This is a genomic window from Rhodococcus sp. AQ5-07, assembly GCF_009707305.1.
In the GTDB taxonomy this organism is placed as follows: Bacteria; Actinomycetota; Actinomycetes; order Mycobacteriales; family Mycobacteriaceae; genus Rhodococcus_F; species Rhodococcus_F erythropolis.
This window is the reverse complement of the sequence record NZ_CP046099.1, coordinates 5,322,501-5,336,972: the sequence shown is the minus strand read 5'-3', so window position 1 is coordinate 5,336,972 and position 14,472 is coordinate 5,322,501. Positions and strand designations below refer to the sequence as shown.

General features: G+C 62.7%; 15 protein-coding genes. 9 read left to right on the top strand and 6 right to left on the bottom strand.

Annotated features, from left to right (window positions below; all coding sequences use genetic code 11):
* A complete protein-coding gene (locus GJB56_RS24880) occupies positions 1–426 on the bottom strand; it encodes a MarR family transcriptional regulator (protein ID WP_060939272.1) in 426 nt (141 codons plus the stop codon).
* A 107-nt stretch (positions 427–533) separates the two neighbouring features.
* Here GJB56_RS24880 and GJB56_RS24875 point away from each other — a divergent pair, with 107 nt between their 5' ends.
* The 5 genes from GJB56_RS24875 (at position 534) to GJB56_RS24855 (ending at position 6,298) form a co-directional block, all read left to right on the top strand.
* Positions 534–1,613 carry a substrate-binding domain-containing protein gene (locus tag GJB56_RS24875; RefSeq protein ID WP_113683543.1) on the top strand — a complete coding sequence of 360 codons (1,080 nt, stop codon included), beginning with the start codon at positions 534–536 and terminating at the stop codon, positions 1,611–1,613.
* A gap of 110 nt (positions 1,614–1,723) precedes the next feature.
* The gene (locus tag GJB56_RS24870) at positions 1,724–2,344 is read left to right on the top strand and encodes an AmiS/UreI family transporter (RefSeq protein ID WP_019746631.1); all 621 of its coding nucleotides are present in this window, start codon (positions 1,724–1,726) and stop codon (positions 2,342–2,344) included.
* Between the two features lie 26 nt (positions 2,345–2,370).
* Positions 2,371–3,408: an aliphatic amidase gene (locus GJB56_RS24865; RefSeq protein ID WP_019746630.1), complete on the top strand. Its 1,038-nt coding sequence runs from the start codon at positions 2,371–2,373 to the stop codon at positions 3,406–3,408.
* Between the two features lie 10 nt (positions 3,409–3,418).
* Complete coding sequence (locus GJB56_RS24860) at positions 3,419–4,477, top strand: AAA family ATPase (protein ID WP_069147156.1); 1,059 nt, start codon at positions 3,419–3,421, stop codon at positions 4,475–4,477.
* Positions 4,478–4,612: 135 nt separating this feature from the next.
* Entirely contained in the window at positions 4,613–6,298 is a 1,686-nt protein-coding gene (locus tag GJB56_RS24855) for a purine-cytosine permease family protein (RefSeq protein WP_019746628.1), read from the top strand.
* Between the two features lie 55 nt (positions 6,299–6,353).
* On the opposite strand, the gene GJB56_RS24850 is transcribed toward GJB56_RS24855, so the two are convergent.
* Positions 6,354–7,745 (bottom strand): MFS transporter, encoded by a 1,392-nt coding sequence (locus GJB56_RS24850; protein WP_020968263.1) that lies wholly within the window; start codon positions 7,743–7,745, stop codon positions 6,354–6,356.
* A gap of 173 nt (positions 7,746–7,918) precedes the next feature.
* Here GJB56_RS24850 and nhaA point away from each other — a divergent pair, with 173 nt between their 5' ends.
* The 3 genes from nhaA to GJB56_RS24835 are packed head-to-tail and all read left to right on the top strand — an operon-like array spanning position 7,919 to position 10,710.
* The gene (gene nhaA, locus GJB56_RS24845) at positions 7,919–9,253 is read left to right on the top strand and encodes a Na+/H+ antiporter NhaA (RefSeq protein WP_019746626.1); all 1,335 of its coding nucleotides are present in this window, start codon (positions 7,919–7,921) and stop codon (positions 9,251–9,253) included.
* Positions 9,250–9,759: a phage holin family protein gene (locus tag GJB56_RS24840; protein ID WP_019746625.1), complete on the top strand. Its 510-nt coding sequence runs from the start codon at positions 9,250–9,252 to the stop codon at positions 9,757–9,759. Before nhaA ends, GJB56_RS24840 begins: the two co-directional genes overlap by 4 nt.
* A 15-nt stretch (positions 9,760–9,774) precedes the next feature.
* Entirely contained in the window at positions 9,775–10,710 is a 936-nt protein-coding gene (locus tag GJB56_RS24835; RefSeq protein ID WP_113683542.1) for an alpha/beta fold hydrolase, read from the top strand.
* A 3-nt stretch (positions 10,711–10,713) separates the two neighbouring features.
* Here GJB56_RS24835 and GJB56_RS24830 read toward each other — a convergent pair whose 3' ends face one another.
* The 4 genes from GJB56_RS24830 to nth are packed head-to-tail and all read right to left on the bottom strand — an operon-like array spanning position 10,714 to position 14,062.
* Positions 10,714–11,904, bottom strand: a complete 1,191-nt coding sequence (locus GJB56_RS24830; RefSeq protein WP_019746623.1) for a MarP family serine protease — start codon at positions 11,902–11,904, stop codon at positions 10,714–10,716.
* The gene (locus tag GJB56_RS24825) at positions 11,901–12,620 is read right to left on the bottom strand and encodes an NUDIX hydrolase (RefSeq protein ID WP_113683541.1); all 720 of its coding nucleotides are present in this window, start codon (positions 12,618–12,620) and stop codon (positions 11,901–11,903) included. Before GJB56_RS24825 ends, GJB56_RS24830 begins: the two co-directional genes overlap by 4 nt.
* Complete coding sequence (locus GJB56_RS24820; protein WP_020905971.1) at positions 12,617–13,270, bottom strand: TlpA family protein disulfide reductase; 654 nt, start codon at positions 13,268–13,270, stop codon at positions 12,617–12,619. Before GJB56_RS24820 ends, GJB56_RS24825 begins: the two co-directional genes overlap by 4 nt.
* Positions 13,271–13,276: 6 nt before the next feature.
* On the bottom strand, positions 13,277–14,062 hold the full coding sequence (gene nth, locus GJB56_RS24815) for an endonuclease III (protein ID WP_003943471.1): 786 nt from the start codon (positions 14,060–14,062) through the stop codon (positions 13,277–13,279).
* 80 nt (positions 14,063–14,142) lie between these two features.
* Between nth and GJB56_RS24810 the strand changes: the two genes are divergently transcribed.
* A complete protein-coding gene (locus GJB56_RS24810; RefSeq protein WP_113683540.1) occupies positions 14,143–14,415 on the top strand; it encodes a hypothetical protein in 273 nt (90 codons plus the stop codon).
* The last annotated feature ends 57 nt before the right edge of the window (positions 14,416–14,472 follow it).

Below are 14,472 nucleotides of genomic sequence, written 5' to 3'. Positions count from 1 at the left end.
CTACCGGAAAGGCGCACAGGGGCGGAGCCCCTCTCGCAACTTCACTTCCTCTTTCGACGTCAGCCAGGACTCCTCGGCCACACGAATATCTGCAGCAACCCGCTTGTGCAGAGATTTTCCGCGCGAGGAGAGAAACACGCGTACCTTCCGGCGATCGTCCTCACCGACCTCGCGATAGATCAGCGCAAGCGAGACCAACTTGTCCGCAACTCGCGTCAGCGTCGGAGCCGGTGTTCCCGTTCGATCGCGCAGCTCAGCCATCGTCAGCCCCTCGGTCGACGCCAGGGCTTCGAGCGTCATCCAGTGATCGAGAGTGAGATTCTCAGCCGCCAGCGCTTTCTCCGCCGCTGCCGCGGCCATTCGAGCCGCTCGGACCAGCGTGGTCGTCAGCGAAGCATCAAGAATTCCGGAGTCACTTTTTCCCACTGATCGCTCCCCCGCTGTTGCGTACTTCACACTTCTCGGGCAATACTTTCAAATGAAATGATAGTAACCCAGGCCAGGCCGCTGACTTCCGATTCCGGCGGCGACGCATGAGCGCTACCGGCGCGCTCGAACGCGCGCGCAGCACCGTGTGGCGCCTGGGCATGGTGCTTCCCCTCCAAGGGCCGGCCGGACTGTTCGGTCCGTCGTGTGAGGCGATCAGCGAATTGGCCGCCCGCGACCTCAACAACTCCGGCGGCGTACTGGGACGCGAAGTCCAGATCGAAGTGATCGACGGCGGCGCCTCGCCGGGCGTCGTCGCAGCCCGCGTGCAACAGCTACTCGACGCAGGTGACATCGACGCCGTCAGCGGTTGGCACATCTCCTCGGTCCGCCACGCACTCGCACCGGTGGTCGCAGGCCGTATTCCGTACTCGTACACCTCGCTCTACGAGGGCGGCGAGGTCAGACCAGGAATCTACTGTTCAGGCGAAACACCACGACAGCAGATCGCGCCGGCACTGAAGTGGCTGCGCGACAACGTCGGAGCGCGCAAGTGGTTCGTCGTCGGCGACGACTACATCTGGCCTCACAGCTCGCTCGGGGCCGTGAGGCAATTCGCCACCGAACTCGACCTCACCCTGGTCGGCGGTTCGTTTGTCGATCTGGGGCGCGGCAACATGAAGCAGTTGGTCGAGACAGTCTCGAACTCCGGTTGCGATGGCGTGATCATGCTCCTCGTCGGGCAGGACGCCGTCGACTTCAACCGAGCCTTCGCCCGCCGAGGCCTCGACGAGTCGATGATCCGGTTCAGCCCGTTGATGGAAGAAAACATGCTGCTCGCAAGCGGCCCCCGCGCAACCCGGAACCTGTTTGCGTCGGCAGCGTACTTCCGCTCGATGGTCGACGGTAACTCCATGGACCTGCTCGGGCGCTACATCGCACTGCACGGCGCGCACGCTCCGGCACTGAACAACGCTGCCGAGTCGTGTTACGAAGGGATACATACCCTTTCGGCCCTGGTTCGACGCGCCGACAGCACCCACCCGCACGCCCTGGACGCCGTCGTCGAAGGCGCCGCGTACGACGGCCCTCGCGGAACCGTCGAGTTTCGCGATCGCGTTGCACGACAGAAGATTCAGCTGGCCGTCGCCGACGGACTCGACTTCTCGATCATCGCCACCCTCTGAAACCTTCCCCTGAGATCCACCTCTTGACTTCTGTGGCGCGCATCACTTAGTTTCATTTGGAATCATTTCATTTGAAAGTAACCCGTCCCGAAAGTAACCGGAGGTGCCCGATGGGCAGTGTTGGTTTGCTTTACGTGGGAGCCGTCCTCTTCGTCAACGGACTGATGCTGCTCGGCACAGTTCCCGTTCGATCCGCCTCGGTCCTCAACCTCTTCGTCGGCGCACTTCAATGCGTCGTCCCCACCGTTTTGTTGATTCAGGCACAGGGAGATTCGAGCGCCGTCCTGGCGGCCTCAGGTCTCTACCTGTTCGGATTCACCTACCTCTACGTGGGAATCAGCAATCTCGCCGGCTTCGAACCGGAAGGAATCGGGTGGTTCTCACTGTTCGTCGCGTGCGCCGCGCTCGTGTACTCCTTCCTCTCGTTCACGGTGAGCAACGACCCCGTCTTCGGGGTCATCTGGCTCGCATGGGCAGCACTGTGGACGCTGTTCTTCCTGGTACTCGGCCTCGGCCGCGAGAACCTCAGCCGCTTCACCGGCTGGGCAGCAGTCCTGCTGAGCCAGCCCACCTGCACTGTTCCTGCCTTTCTGATCCTGACCGACAACTTCCACACCACACCCGCGGTAGCCGCCGGTTGGGCCGGAGCGCTTCTGGTTCTCCTCGGCCTGGCCAAGATCCTCGCCGCACCCAAAGCCGCAGTACCCCAGACTCATCCAGTCTTCAACTGATCCACACAACCAAGGAGTGAAAGACAATGCGACACGGTGACATCTCCTCGAGCAACGACACGGTCGGCGTAGCAGTAGTCAACTACAAGATGCCCCGCCTGCACGATCGCGCCGGAGTTCTCGAGAACGCGCGCAAGATCGCCGACATGATGATCGGCATGAAGACCGGACTCCCCGGAATGGATCTGGTGGTATTCCCCGAATACTCCACGCAGGGAATCATGTACAACGAAGAGGAGATGTATGCGACAGCGGCAACCATCCCCGGTGACGAGACCGCAATCTTTTCCGCCGCTTGCCGCGAGGCCGATACCTGGGGAATCTTCTCCATCACCGGTGAACAGCACGAAGACCACCCGAACAAGCCGCCGTACAACACGTTGATTCTCATCGACAACAAGGGCGAAATCGTTCAGAAGTACCGAAAGATCCTGCCCTGGTGCCCCATCGAAGGTTGGTACCCCGGCGACACCACGTACGTATCCGAGGGTCCCAAGGGCCTGAAGATCTCGCTCATCATCTGCGACGACGGCAACTACCCGGAGATCTGGCGTGACTGCGCGATGAAGGGTGCAGAACTCATCGTCCGCTGCCAGGGCTACATGTACCCCGCCAAGGACCAGCAGGTGATGATGTCCAAGGCAATGGCCTGGGCCAACAATTGTTATGTGGCAGTTGCCAATGCAGCCGGATTCGACGGCGTCTACTCCTACTTCGGACACTCCGCGATCATCGGATTCGACGGCCGGACGCTGGGTGAGACCGGTGAGGAGGAATACGGAATCCAGTACGCACAGCTGTCCGTTTCCGCCATTCGCGATGCACGCGAGAACGATCAGTCCCAGAACCACATCTTCAAGCTCCTTCACCGCGGATACTCCGGTGTCCACGCAGCAGGTGACGGAGACAAGGGCGTCGCGGACTGCCCGTTCGAGTTCTACAAGCTGTGGGTCACCGATGCCCAGAAGGCTCAGGAACGCGTCGAAGCCATCACCCGAGACACAGTGGGCGTGGCGGACTGCCGCGTCGGAAACCTGCCGGTCGAGAAGACAATCGAAGTTTAAGGATCTCGCTGTGCCGTATATCACCGACATGCTCCATGACCGGAACAGTGCAGCACCACCACCACCGGCCGAGGAACGATCCGAACCCGTACCGGTCGGGGCCTTCGACGCTCGCAAGCTCTCGAAAGCCCTCAGTTCCAAGATCGTCGGACAACAGGCCGCCGTCGACGCAGTGGTTCGGGCGATTTCGATCGCGCATGTCGGTGCCACGGATCCGACGCGTCCGCTCGCCAACATCCTTCTGGTCGGCCCCACCGGCGTCGGCAAGACGGAGTTGGTGCGGCGCGTGGCCGCGGAACTACGGTCCGGGCCCGACGATCTGTGCCGCATCGACATGAATGCTCTTGCTCAAGAGCATTATGCGGCGTCGTTCTCCGGGGCTCCGCCTGGGTACGCCGGCAGCAAGGAGTCCTTCACACTGTTCGACAAGAACACCGTCGAGGGCGATCCGTACACCCCTGGAATCGTCCTGTTCGACGAAGTGGAGAAGGCCGACCCCACCGTTCTACGTGCGCTCCTGCAGGTCCTCGACAACGGCGAACTCCGGTTGGCGAACGGTCAGCAGAAGATCTCGTTCCGCAACAGCTACGTGTTCCTGACCTCGAATCTCGGTTCTGCTGCGGTGGCGGAACGTCGACGGTCCCGGGTGCGGCAGCTCGCCGATCGCGTCCGGATCGATCGACCACACCATGGTCACCACTTGGTGCAGCGCGCTCTCGAGAAGTTCTTCGACCCCGAGTTCTTCAACCGCATCGACGAAACCGTGATCCTCGACGAGTTCGACGAACAGACCGCAGAACAAGTGACCCGGCTCGAGATCGAACTGATCACGACTCGGTTGGCCAGGAGAGGCGTCGACGTCGACGTGGACGACAGCGCCGTCGCTCTGTTGCAACGGCGCGGATTCGATCCGGTGTACGGAGCACGTGGCCTGCGCCGGACCATCCGAAACGTCTTGGCCGACCCGGTGGCCGCCGCCGTTCTCGACCTACGACCAGTCGGGACGCAGCCACTCGCCTTGCAGGCGCGGGCAGTTGGTGATCAGATACAGGTAAAGAAAGTCCCATGAGTGCTCGCTCACGTTGCGGATCGAATCCGCAACGTGGGCGACACATTTCAAACATGTCCGCGTAACGCCACCTCCCTAGGTTGGGTGCCTGCACCACAAAGTGCACATGCACAGGCACCCAGGGGAAGTGACGTCATGACAGCAGTGAACGAGCAGGTGTCCGCCGGCGCACCGGACAGGGCAGATCTCGGTGAGAACGCCGCACTGAAGGAGACTCTGGAGGACTACACCCTCCGATTTGCGCCACGCAGCTACCGCAAATGGGGAACCGGCGTCGTCGCGACCTCCGCACTCGGCGGAATCGCGTATCTCGCAGACTTCTCGATCGGCGCCAACATCGGCATCTCGTACGGCACCGGTAACGCATTGCTGGGCATCGCCGTGTTTGCCGTCGTCATCATGGCCACCGGCTTCCCACTCGCCTACTACGCCGCGCGATACAACATCGACCTCGATTTGATCACGCGCGGAAGCGGTTTCGGCTACTACGGCTCCGTGGTCACCAACGTCATCTTCGCGACGTTCACCTTCATCTTCTTCGCGCTCGAAGGTTCCATCATGGCCCAGGGTTTGAAACTGGGGCTCGGGATCCCACTCTCGATCGGCTACGCGGTCTCGACCCTGATGGTCATTCCACTGGTCATCTACGGAATGAAGGCTCTGGCAAAGCTCCAAGTGTGGACGACGCCTCTGTGGCTCGTCATGATGGTGCTGCCGTTCCTGTATCTGCTGTTCAAGCACCCAGATTCGGTGAGCGCGTTCTTCGCCTTCGGCGGTGAGGACGGCGCAAACGGCAAGGGCGTCAACTTCGGATCGGTGATGCTGGCCGCGGGTGTCTGCCTGTCGCTGATCGCACAGATCGCCGAGCAGATCGACTACCTACGCTTCATGCCGCCCAAGACGCCGGAGAACACCCGTCGTTGGTGGGCTGCAGTAATTCTCGCGGGGCCCGGCTGGGTCATCTTCGGCGCGTTCAAGCAGATCGTCGGACTGTTCCTCGCCGTGTACATCATCGCGAACGTCGTCGACGGATCTTCGATCGCCAACCAGCCCGTGCACCAGTTTCTCGAGATCTACCAGGACATGATGCCGCACTGGCTGGCCATGACCCTTGCCGTGATCCTCGTGGTCATCAGCCAGATCAAGATCAACGTCACCAACGCGTACTCCGGCTCACTGGCCTGGACCAACTCGTACACTCGCGTCACCAAGACCTACCCGGGACGCATGATCTTCGTTCTGGTCAACCTGGCGATCGCACTGATCTTGATGGAAGCCAACATGTTCGACTTCCTCAACACGATCCTGGGCTTCTACGCCAACTGCGGTATCGCCTGGGTCGTGGTCGTCGCCTCCGACATCGCGATCAACAAGTACTGGTTGAAGCTCTCCCCGAAGGTCCCCGAGTTCCGACGCGGGATGCTCTACGACGTCAATCCCGTCGGCTTCGTGTCGATGCTGCTGGCCGCGGGCATTTCGATCCTGGTGTTCTTCGGTGCTTTCGGTTCGGCGATCAAGCCGTTCTCCCCGATCGTCGCGATCGTCATCGCACTGGTGATGCCGCCGGTCCTCGCCGTCGCCACCAAGGGCAAGTACTACCTACGACGCACCGACGACGGCATCGATCTGCCGATGTTCGACGAGTACGGGAACCCCTCGGGTGAAACGCTTCTGTGCTGCGTCAGCGGCATCGAGTTCGAGCGACCCGACATGCTCGCGTCGAACGTTCCCGGCCCGAACGGCGAGAAGCAGTACATCAGTTCCTTGGCCTTGAGCACCGACAAGACCGGTGAGCACGTCCTGCCTGCTCAGCTTCCCTGACAACTGCTGTGCGCCTTTATTAACCGCCGGGGGTTAATAAAGGCGCACAGCAGGGTTATGCCCCTACATCGTCTAGCGACTCACCCTTTGTCTCGCGCATGACCAGCAGCGCAACAAAAGTCAGCGTCGCCGCTACGAGGAGGTAGATGCCGACCCAGCCGACGCCGTAGTTCTTCGCGAGGTAGACGGCGATGAACGGCGCCACCGCAGCGCCCAGAATGCTGGCGGTGTTGTACGCGATTCCCGAGCCCGTGTAGCGGACGTTGGTCGGGAAGAGCTCCGGGAGAACGGCACTCATCGGTCCGAAGGTCAGGCCCATGAGCAGCATGCCCACGATGAGGAACGCCAACATACGACCGTCGTTCATTCCGTCCGGTTCGAGGAACACGCCGAAGGTCAAGCCGAACACCATGATCAGGCCGGTGATGATCAGCAGTGTGATACGACGCCCGTAACGGTCCGCAAGCCAACCCGAGACCGGCACGGCAGCAGCGAAGAACACGACTGCGATCAACTGCAGAACAAGGAAATCGGTGTACTTGAAGCCGGCGCCGGTTCCGCCGTCGGCCGCCGTCTTGCCGGTTCCGTGGCTGAGCACCCAGGTGGTCATGATGTAGAAGAGCGTGTACGTCGCGAGCATCACGAACGTACCGATGATCAGCTGACGCCAGCTGGTCTTGAATACCTCGGCGACCGGGGTCTTGACCTTCTCGCCGCGCTCGACTGCGCGCGCGAACACCGGGGTCTCTTCGAGCTTGAGCCTGACGTACAGGCCGATCATCACCATGATTGCGCTGAGCAGGAACGGAATTCGCCACCCCCAGCTCAGGAAGGCACCTTCGAGGTCCGGGCTGGAATTGTCGTGGTTCATGAACAACGTGATGATCAGGAACAGTCCGTTGGCCATGAAGAAGCCGATGGGTGCACCGAGCTGCGGCCACATCGCCGCCCAGGCCCGCTTGCCTTCCTTGGCCGTCTCGGTCGCGAGCAGAGCCGCGCCAGACCATTCGCCGCCGAGTCCGAGGCCCTGGCAGAAACGCATGAGCGCCAACAGCGCCGGGGCCAGTAGACCGATCTGGTGATAAGTGGGCAGCAGTCCGATGAGGAAGGTCGCGATGCCCATCGTCAGCAGCGAGCCGACCAGAGTTGCCTTGCGTCCGACGCGGTCACCGAAGTGTCCGAAGAGAATCGAGCCGAGGGGACGGGCGACAAACGCGAGTCCGAACGTCGCCAACGACGCGAGAAGCGCGGTGGTGTCGTTGCCCTTCGGGAAGAACAGGTGCGGGAACACCGATACTGCCGCTGTTGCATAGATGTAGAAGTCGTAGAACTCGATGGACGTACCCACCATGCTGGCAACCACGATTCGGCTGCGCGGCACTCCGGCGACGGTATCTGCGTCGCCGCCCTCCGGCTTGGGTGGGTTCTCACTGACTGACGTGCTCAAAACATGCTCCTGCGCCGTTATACGAAAATTGTCCAATTGGTGGGATGGTGTCCCAATCAGTAGGAATTGAACACCCGCGGGGTTTTCCGGCGCAAATTCGGTTCGCTAATTCGGCTCAGCGAGCAATCCGCGATAAAATCCCGTAAAGGTGAGCCGGGAAGTCTGGTCGGCACGTGCATTCGATGCTTTACAACGTCGATCACGTTCATGTCTGTTGCATCCGAACTCGGGTGCACGAACAAAGGTCGTCCCCACGCGTGATCTCCACTTTGCGTTCCGAACTGTCCCGCTATCTCCGCACCGAAACGGTGGGCGGATCGATACTGCTCATCGCCGCTGCCGTCGCTCTGATCTGGGTGAACTCACCTTTCGGTGAGAGCTACATCGCACTGCGCGACTTCCAGATAGGCCCGTCTGCACTCCATCTGGACCTCAGCCTTGGCACCTGGGCGCAAGACGGACTGCTTGCCGTCTTCTTCTTCGTCGCCGGCCTCGAACTCAAACGCGAACTGGTGGTCGGCGAACTCGCGGACCGCAAAGCCGCGATGCTCCCGATCATCGCGGCGTGCGGCGGCGTCCTGGTCCCCGCGATCATCGCGGCGTCCATCGGCTTCGGCACTCCAGGTATGGACAAGGGCTGGGCCATTCCCGTCGCGACGGACATCGCTTTTGCCCTCGGCGTGCTCGCTCTCACCGGATCGAAGATCCCCGCAAGCGCCCGAGTCTTCCTGCTCAGCCTGGCCGTCGTCGACGATCTGCTCGCCATCATCCTCATCGCCGTACTGTTCACCGGCTCCCTCGCGATGTTGTGGCTGCTGACCGCGGCCGCAGCCCTCGCTGTCTACGCCTACGCCCAGCACAAGCGCATCACGACGCCGTTCCTCTACGTCCCGCTGGCACTACTGACCTGGTACGCGATGCACGAAGCGGGGATACACGCCACACTCGCGGGCGTCGCGCTCGGCCTACTCACCCGTGTCAGGCGCGATCCGGACGAGGAGTACGCGCCGGGCAGCCGCCTCGAGCACCGCATTCAGCCGTACTCCGCAGGCTTCTGCGTCCCCGTCTTCGCACTGTTCGCCTCCGGTGTTCCGATCAACGCCGCGGTACTCGGCGACATTTTCACCGACCCCGTCGGGCAATCGGTTGTCGTCGGCCTTCTGGTCGGAAAGACCGTCGGAATCTTCGGAATTTCCCTGCTCGCGATCAAATTGGGCATAGCCACCAAGCCCAAGACACTGGAATTGAGAGACATGTTTGCCCTCTCAGTTCTCGGTGGCATCGGGTTCACCGTTAGCCTGCTTGTAGCAGACCTCGCATTGGACGGGGTCGGCGATGGCAGCGAGGCCGAGATAGCGAAGGCCGCAGTTCTCGTGACATCGTTGGTGGCATCGCTGATCGGATCAGCGCTGCTGTGGCGACGTGGACGAGTTCATGCGGCTCGAGACGACGCTTCCACCGCCATTGCCACGGACGCGAGAGAACTACCTGGAGAGGTCGACAAGTGAGCTTGACCAACGGAGAGAGCCAGCGCTTCACCGGAGATGGAGTACCGAACACGGTCTCGTCCATCCCTCTCACCGATGTGGACGCCCGCACGCCGGGTGAGGCCACCATCGGGGCCCTCGTCAAGGACGCGACCGCACAGGTCTCCACCCTCGTGCGCGCCGAGGTTGAACTTGCCAAGGCCGAGGTCACGGGCGAGGTCAAGAAGGGTCTGCAGGGCAGTGTCTTCTTCATCCTGGCCTTCACGGTTCTGCTGTTCAGCTCGTTCTTCTTCTTTTTCTTCCTGGCCGAGATGCTCGATACCTGGGTGCCGCGCTGGCTGGCGTTCCTCATCGTCTTCCTGATCATGGTGGTGACCACCGCGATTCTGGCGCTGCTCGGTTATCTGCGTGTGCGCAAGCTGAGGGCTCCGGAGAAGACGATCGAATCGCTCAAGCAGGCCAAGAACGTCCTTCCCGGCAGCCATGACGACGCAAAGCCGTCTGTCGATTTCAACGCGCGCCGGTAGCGAGTCTGATCGAAAGTGGCAGCCCCAGATCCATCCACCGTCAGGTTCGACGGCCCCTGGATTCACCGGGACATTCACGCCAACGGCATCCGGTTTCACGTCGTCGAGGTAGGCGACGCGGAGCCGGATGCTCCGTTGGTGGTCCTGTTGCACGGATTCGCCGATTTCTGGTGGTCCTGGCGCCATCAGTTGACGGCACTGTCGGAGCAGGGATTCCGCGTCGTCGCCATGGATCTTCGTGGGTACGGCGATTCCGACAAGCCCCCTCGCGGCTACGACGGTTGGACGCTCGCCGGTGACGTAGCCGGTCTCATTCGTGCGATGGGTTACGGCAAGGCCACGCTGATCGGTCATGCCGACGGCGGGTTGGTGTGCTGGGCGACCGCGCTCCTGCATCCACGCCTGGTGCGGTCGATCGCGTTGATCTCGTCGCCACACCCGATGGCACTCAAGAAAGCAGTCGTGCGCGACCCATATCAGCGCCGCGCGCTTTTGCCCTCTTTCCTGGCCTATCAGGTACCGCTACGCCCGGAACGTCGGTTGACGGCCGACAACGGCGCCGAGGTGGAGCGTCTGGTTCGCTCGCGGTCCGGCCCCACCTGGCCGCAGCAACCCGAGTTCGCGGACGTGATGACCAAGATGCGGGCCGCGATCCGGATCCCGGGCGTCGCGCATTCCACGCTGGAGTACCAGCGCTGGGCCTTCCGCAGCCAGCTTCGGCCCGAGGGTCGTCGTTTCATGCGTTTGATGGATCAGGTTCTTCGCATTCCGATCGTCCAGATTCACGGCGAACTCGACCCGTACGTGCTCACCCGTACCGTGCGGCGCGACAAGCATTGGGCTCCCGGCGAGAAACTGCGCACCATTGCCGGAGTTGGTCACTACGCGCATCAGGAAGCCCCCGAGAGCGTCAACCGCGAACTCGAGGACTTCCTCCTTACGGAGAAGTGACCGCTACAGAATGCAGGCGCCTGTCGGCACCGGCGTCGACGCCGAGGCAGCCGCGTTCAACTGGCGCGATACTTCTTGGGCGGTGAGGACGAATCCGGTGTCGCTGTCGTCGACGGCGGCACCGAACACGACGCCGAGGACGCGCCCCTGATCGTCGACCATCGGCCCACCAGAGTTGCCCTGCCTGATGGATCCGCGGACGGTGTAGACCTCACGTTGAGTGGTTCCGGCCTTGTAGATGTCCGGTCCGTTCAGGTTCAGGACCTCACGAACGCGGGCTGCGCTGGCCGTGTACGGACCGCCGCCGGGGTAACCGAGCACCAACGCGTTGTCGCCGGTCTGAGCCTGCTCCGGAGCAAACGGCAGCACCGGTGCGTCCAGTCCGGGAACCGCCAGAATCGCGATGTCGACGGCAGAGTCGAAGAGAACCACCTGCGCGGGCAGCGCGCCCTCCATGGTGTCCACCGTGATGCTCTCTGTTCCGGCAACCACGTGTGCGTTGGTCATGACGCGTTCGGGGGCGACGATGAATCCGGATCCCTCGAGCGCGCGCTGGCAACTCGGTGCGACGCCGTTGATGCGTAGAACACTCGGACGCAACTGCGCCGCCAACGGACTGGCCAGAACGCTCGCGTCGGGTGCTTCGACCTCGGTGATGGGCGTACGCCCGAACGGGCCGATGACGTCCGGCAGGCCGGAGGTGTCGAGCAACGCCGAAAACTCCGTCGGGATGCGGCGCAGCCACTGCGGCGCCAGTTCGTCCACGCTGGCGAGAACATCCGAACCACGAACAGCGGCGGCAATGTTCGGCTGCGACGAAGAAGTGAGCGGAATCGCAAGCAACCACGCCGCGACCACGACGGCCACCGCCTGTAGACCCGCACCGATGACGCTGTCGACGGATCGCGCCGTCGGACTGTGCATTCCGCTGCGCGCCGCGCGTCCGAGCACCATGCCGGCGACTTCGCCGATGATGACCAACACCACGATCAGCGAGATGCCCGCGAGGATGCGCAGCTTGCCTTCGGTGACGTGCACGAGCAGGTGGGGCGCCAACAGAATTCCGGCGACGGCACCGAGGATCACGCCGACAAACGCCAACGCCGACGCCACCGCACCCTGACGCCATCCGGACGTGGCCGCGATGAGGGCGACCAGAACGATGGCGATGTCCACCCAGCGAGAACCTGTCATCGCGGCACCGCCGAATCCTCGACACCTTCACCGAACTCGGACAGCGCTGTGTCCAGGTCTCTCACGTCCTCGTAGTTCCACGGAATCTCCCAGCCCGACACCGTGAACAGCGCCGCGAGGATTCCTGCTGTGAACCCCCAGACCAGCATGCCGTCGGCGCGGAACGCCGGGCCCTGGTATCCGAGGGGATGGCGAACCTGAAACCGGTTGTCGGGGTCGAGCAACGCGCGCAGCGGCACCCTGGCCACCCGTCCGACCTCGCCCTCGTCCTGAATCCCCACCGTCGTCGGCTGCTCCCAGTAGCCGAGCACCGGCGTCACGTCGAAACCCGACGGCGGGATGAAGATCTCCGGTAGCACGGTGAGCGGCTGAACTCCGCTCGGATCGAGCCCGGTCTCCTCCTGCGCTTCACGCAGCGCGGTGCCGATGGGGCCGTCGTCGCCCGGATCGGCGGCGCCGCCCGGGAATGCGACCTGTCCGCTGTGCTGACGCATCGTCGACGCCCGTTGGGTCAGCAACACGTCTGCGCCCTCCGGCAAGCCGCCGACGGCGAGAGGGTCTGCCTCACGCGGTCCGCCGAAGAGCACGAGCACCGCGGCCGGACGCGTCACGGTCCCGCGCGGCGCGCGACGCTCGAGGACGGGGTTGATCCGGTGTGGATCGGTGGGCTCGGTGCTGGCGACAGCTCGCAACCACTCGGGAACCGGTGTGCTCATACGACGACTCCCAGATATTGCGCCGCAGCGGCGGCGATTTCGTCCGCACTGCGGAAAGGTTGAGGCAAGACCTTGGCGACTGTTCCATCCGCGCGCACGAGCACCGACACCGGCAGCACCGGCGGTGCGCCCACTGCGATCCGTACCTTGCCGTCACCGTCCTGGACGCCAGGCAAACGCACCGAGTAGTCGATGAGTCGCGTCAAAGCGTTCTCCTGATTCGGATCCGAATGCACCGTCAGAACGTTGATGCTGCCCTCGGCGCGCTCCGCGAATTCCTGAAGGTACGGAAGCTCTTCGGCGCATGGCGCGCACCAGTACGCCCACAAGTTGAGCAGAGTCGGTTTTCCGCCGACCGCTGCGGCAAGGTCGACGGGCCGACCGTCTGACACGCAGTCGAGGGTGATTCCGGCCAGAGCCGAGCCGGCCGGAGCTTCGCCCGTCGGAGTCGGACAGGGAGCCAGTGAGGCCTGGCTACGGAGTTGATCGAGCGATTCCGACGACGGAGTGAACGTCGGCGGCTGATACGCGGACGACGACGGACCCGTGGACGTGGGCGTCGTGTCGTCTCCCCCGCGCGGCCAGATCGCCACGACGAGAGCCGCGACGACCACGAGCGCAGCGAGAGACCATCTTCCAGCACTTGTCATCGGCGATCACAACCCTGCCAGGGCGAGCAGATGGTCGGTCTCGGGGCCTTTCACCAGGGCCGCGGCCTCGGTTTTGTCGGTCGGGCCGAGTCCGTACGACGGGCAGTCCTTGGCGAGAACGCACACCCCGCACGCGGGCTTGCGCGCGTGGCAGACCCGTCGGCCGTGAAAGATCACGCGGTGCGAGAGCAGTGTCCATTCCTTACGTTCGATCAGTGCCCCGACGGCGTGTTCCACCTTGACGGCATCTTCTTCCTCGGTCCACTTCCACCGACGCACGAGCCGACCGAAGTGGGTGTCGACGGTGATTCCCGGAATGTCGAAGGCATTGCCCAGCACGACGTTCGCGGTCTTGCGTCCGATGCCTGGAAGTTTCACCAGATCTTCGAGCTTGTTCGGGACCTGACCGTCGTGGCGTTCGAGTAGCGCCTGACCGAGTCCGATCAACGACGTCGTCTTGTTCCGGTAGAAGCCGGTGGAGCGGATGTACTCCTCGAGTTCGGTCCGATCGGCTTCCGCGTACGCCTTCGCGTCGGGATAGCGGGCGAAGAGCGCCGGCGTGACCATGTTGACGCGGACGTCGGTGCATTGCGCCGACAGGATTGTCGCCACTGCCAGTTCCAACGGAGTCGTGAAGTCGAGTTCGCAATACACGTGCGGGAAAGCCACAGCGAGCTCGCGATTCATCCGACGCGCCCGGCGTACCAATCCGAGGTGTGATTCTTCCTTCCGCGCACCCCCCGAACGCGGTTTCTTCCGCTGCTCTGAACTGCCTGTCGGGGTGGTCTGCACTCAGACAACTGTACGGATACGACATGAGTGGAGACTCCGTCGTGTCGATTCTGAGACCTTCGACGTGTTTACTTCCCCCTATGCAAGGACTCGCAGTAATTCTCTTTCCGCTACTGCTGATGCTCTTTGCCCTGGCGATGGAACGAGTCGAAGGGCGATTGCGTCGGCTCTCGGTTCAAGAGCACGAAGTAGAAGACTTCCTCGATCAGGCAAGTCACGACGACGTCGCCCGCCTGGCAAGCGATGGGTTTCCCCATGCGTTCGCTCGCTTCCACCGGAAGCGGAAGGGCCGTCAGTCGGAGGCTCCCGAGAGCTCCAGCCTGGGCGAAATCCGGACACAACGGGCAAGTTGACGGCCATACAAAGTAGTCACCGCAGCGGATTCCGGAAGAATTTTCGGCCCTTACGTG

Excerpts from the sequence above, each read along its gene's own strand:
- GJB56_RS24875 (WP_113683543.1), top strand. The coding sequence starts at position 534 with ATGAGCGCTACCGGCGCGCTCGAACGCGCGCGCAGCACCGTGTGGCGC.
- GJB56_RS24870 (WP_019746631.1), top strand. The coding sequence starts at position 1,724 with ATGGGCAGTGTTGGTTTGCTTTACGTGGGAGCCGTCCTCTTCGTCAAC.
- GJB56_RS24865 (WP_019746630.1), top strand. The coding sequence starts at position 2,371 with ATGCGACACGGTGACATCTCCTCGAGCAACGACACGGTCGGCGTAGCA.
- GJB56_RS24855 (WP_019746628.1), top strand. The coding sequence starts at position 4,613 with ATGACAGCAGTGAACGAGCAGGTGTCCGCCGGCGCACCGGACAGGGCA.
- GJB56_RS24830 (WP_019746623.1), bottom strand. The coding sequence starts at position 11,904 with ATGACAGGTTCTCGCTGGGTGGACATCGCCATCGTTCTGGTCGCCCTC.
- GJB56_RS24825 (WP_113683541.1), bottom strand. The coding sequence starts at position 12,620 with ATGAGCACACCGGTTCCCGAGTGGTTGCGAGCTGTCGCCAGCACCGAG.
- GJB56_RS24820 (WP_020905971.1), bottom strand. The coding sequence starts at position 13,270 with ATGACAAGTGCTGGAAGATGGTCTCTCGCTGCGCTCGTGGTCGTCGCG.
- GJB56_RS24810 (WP_113683540.1), top strand. The coding sequence starts at position 14,143 with ATGCAAGGACTCGCAGTAATTCTCTTTCCGCTACTGCTGATGCTCTTT.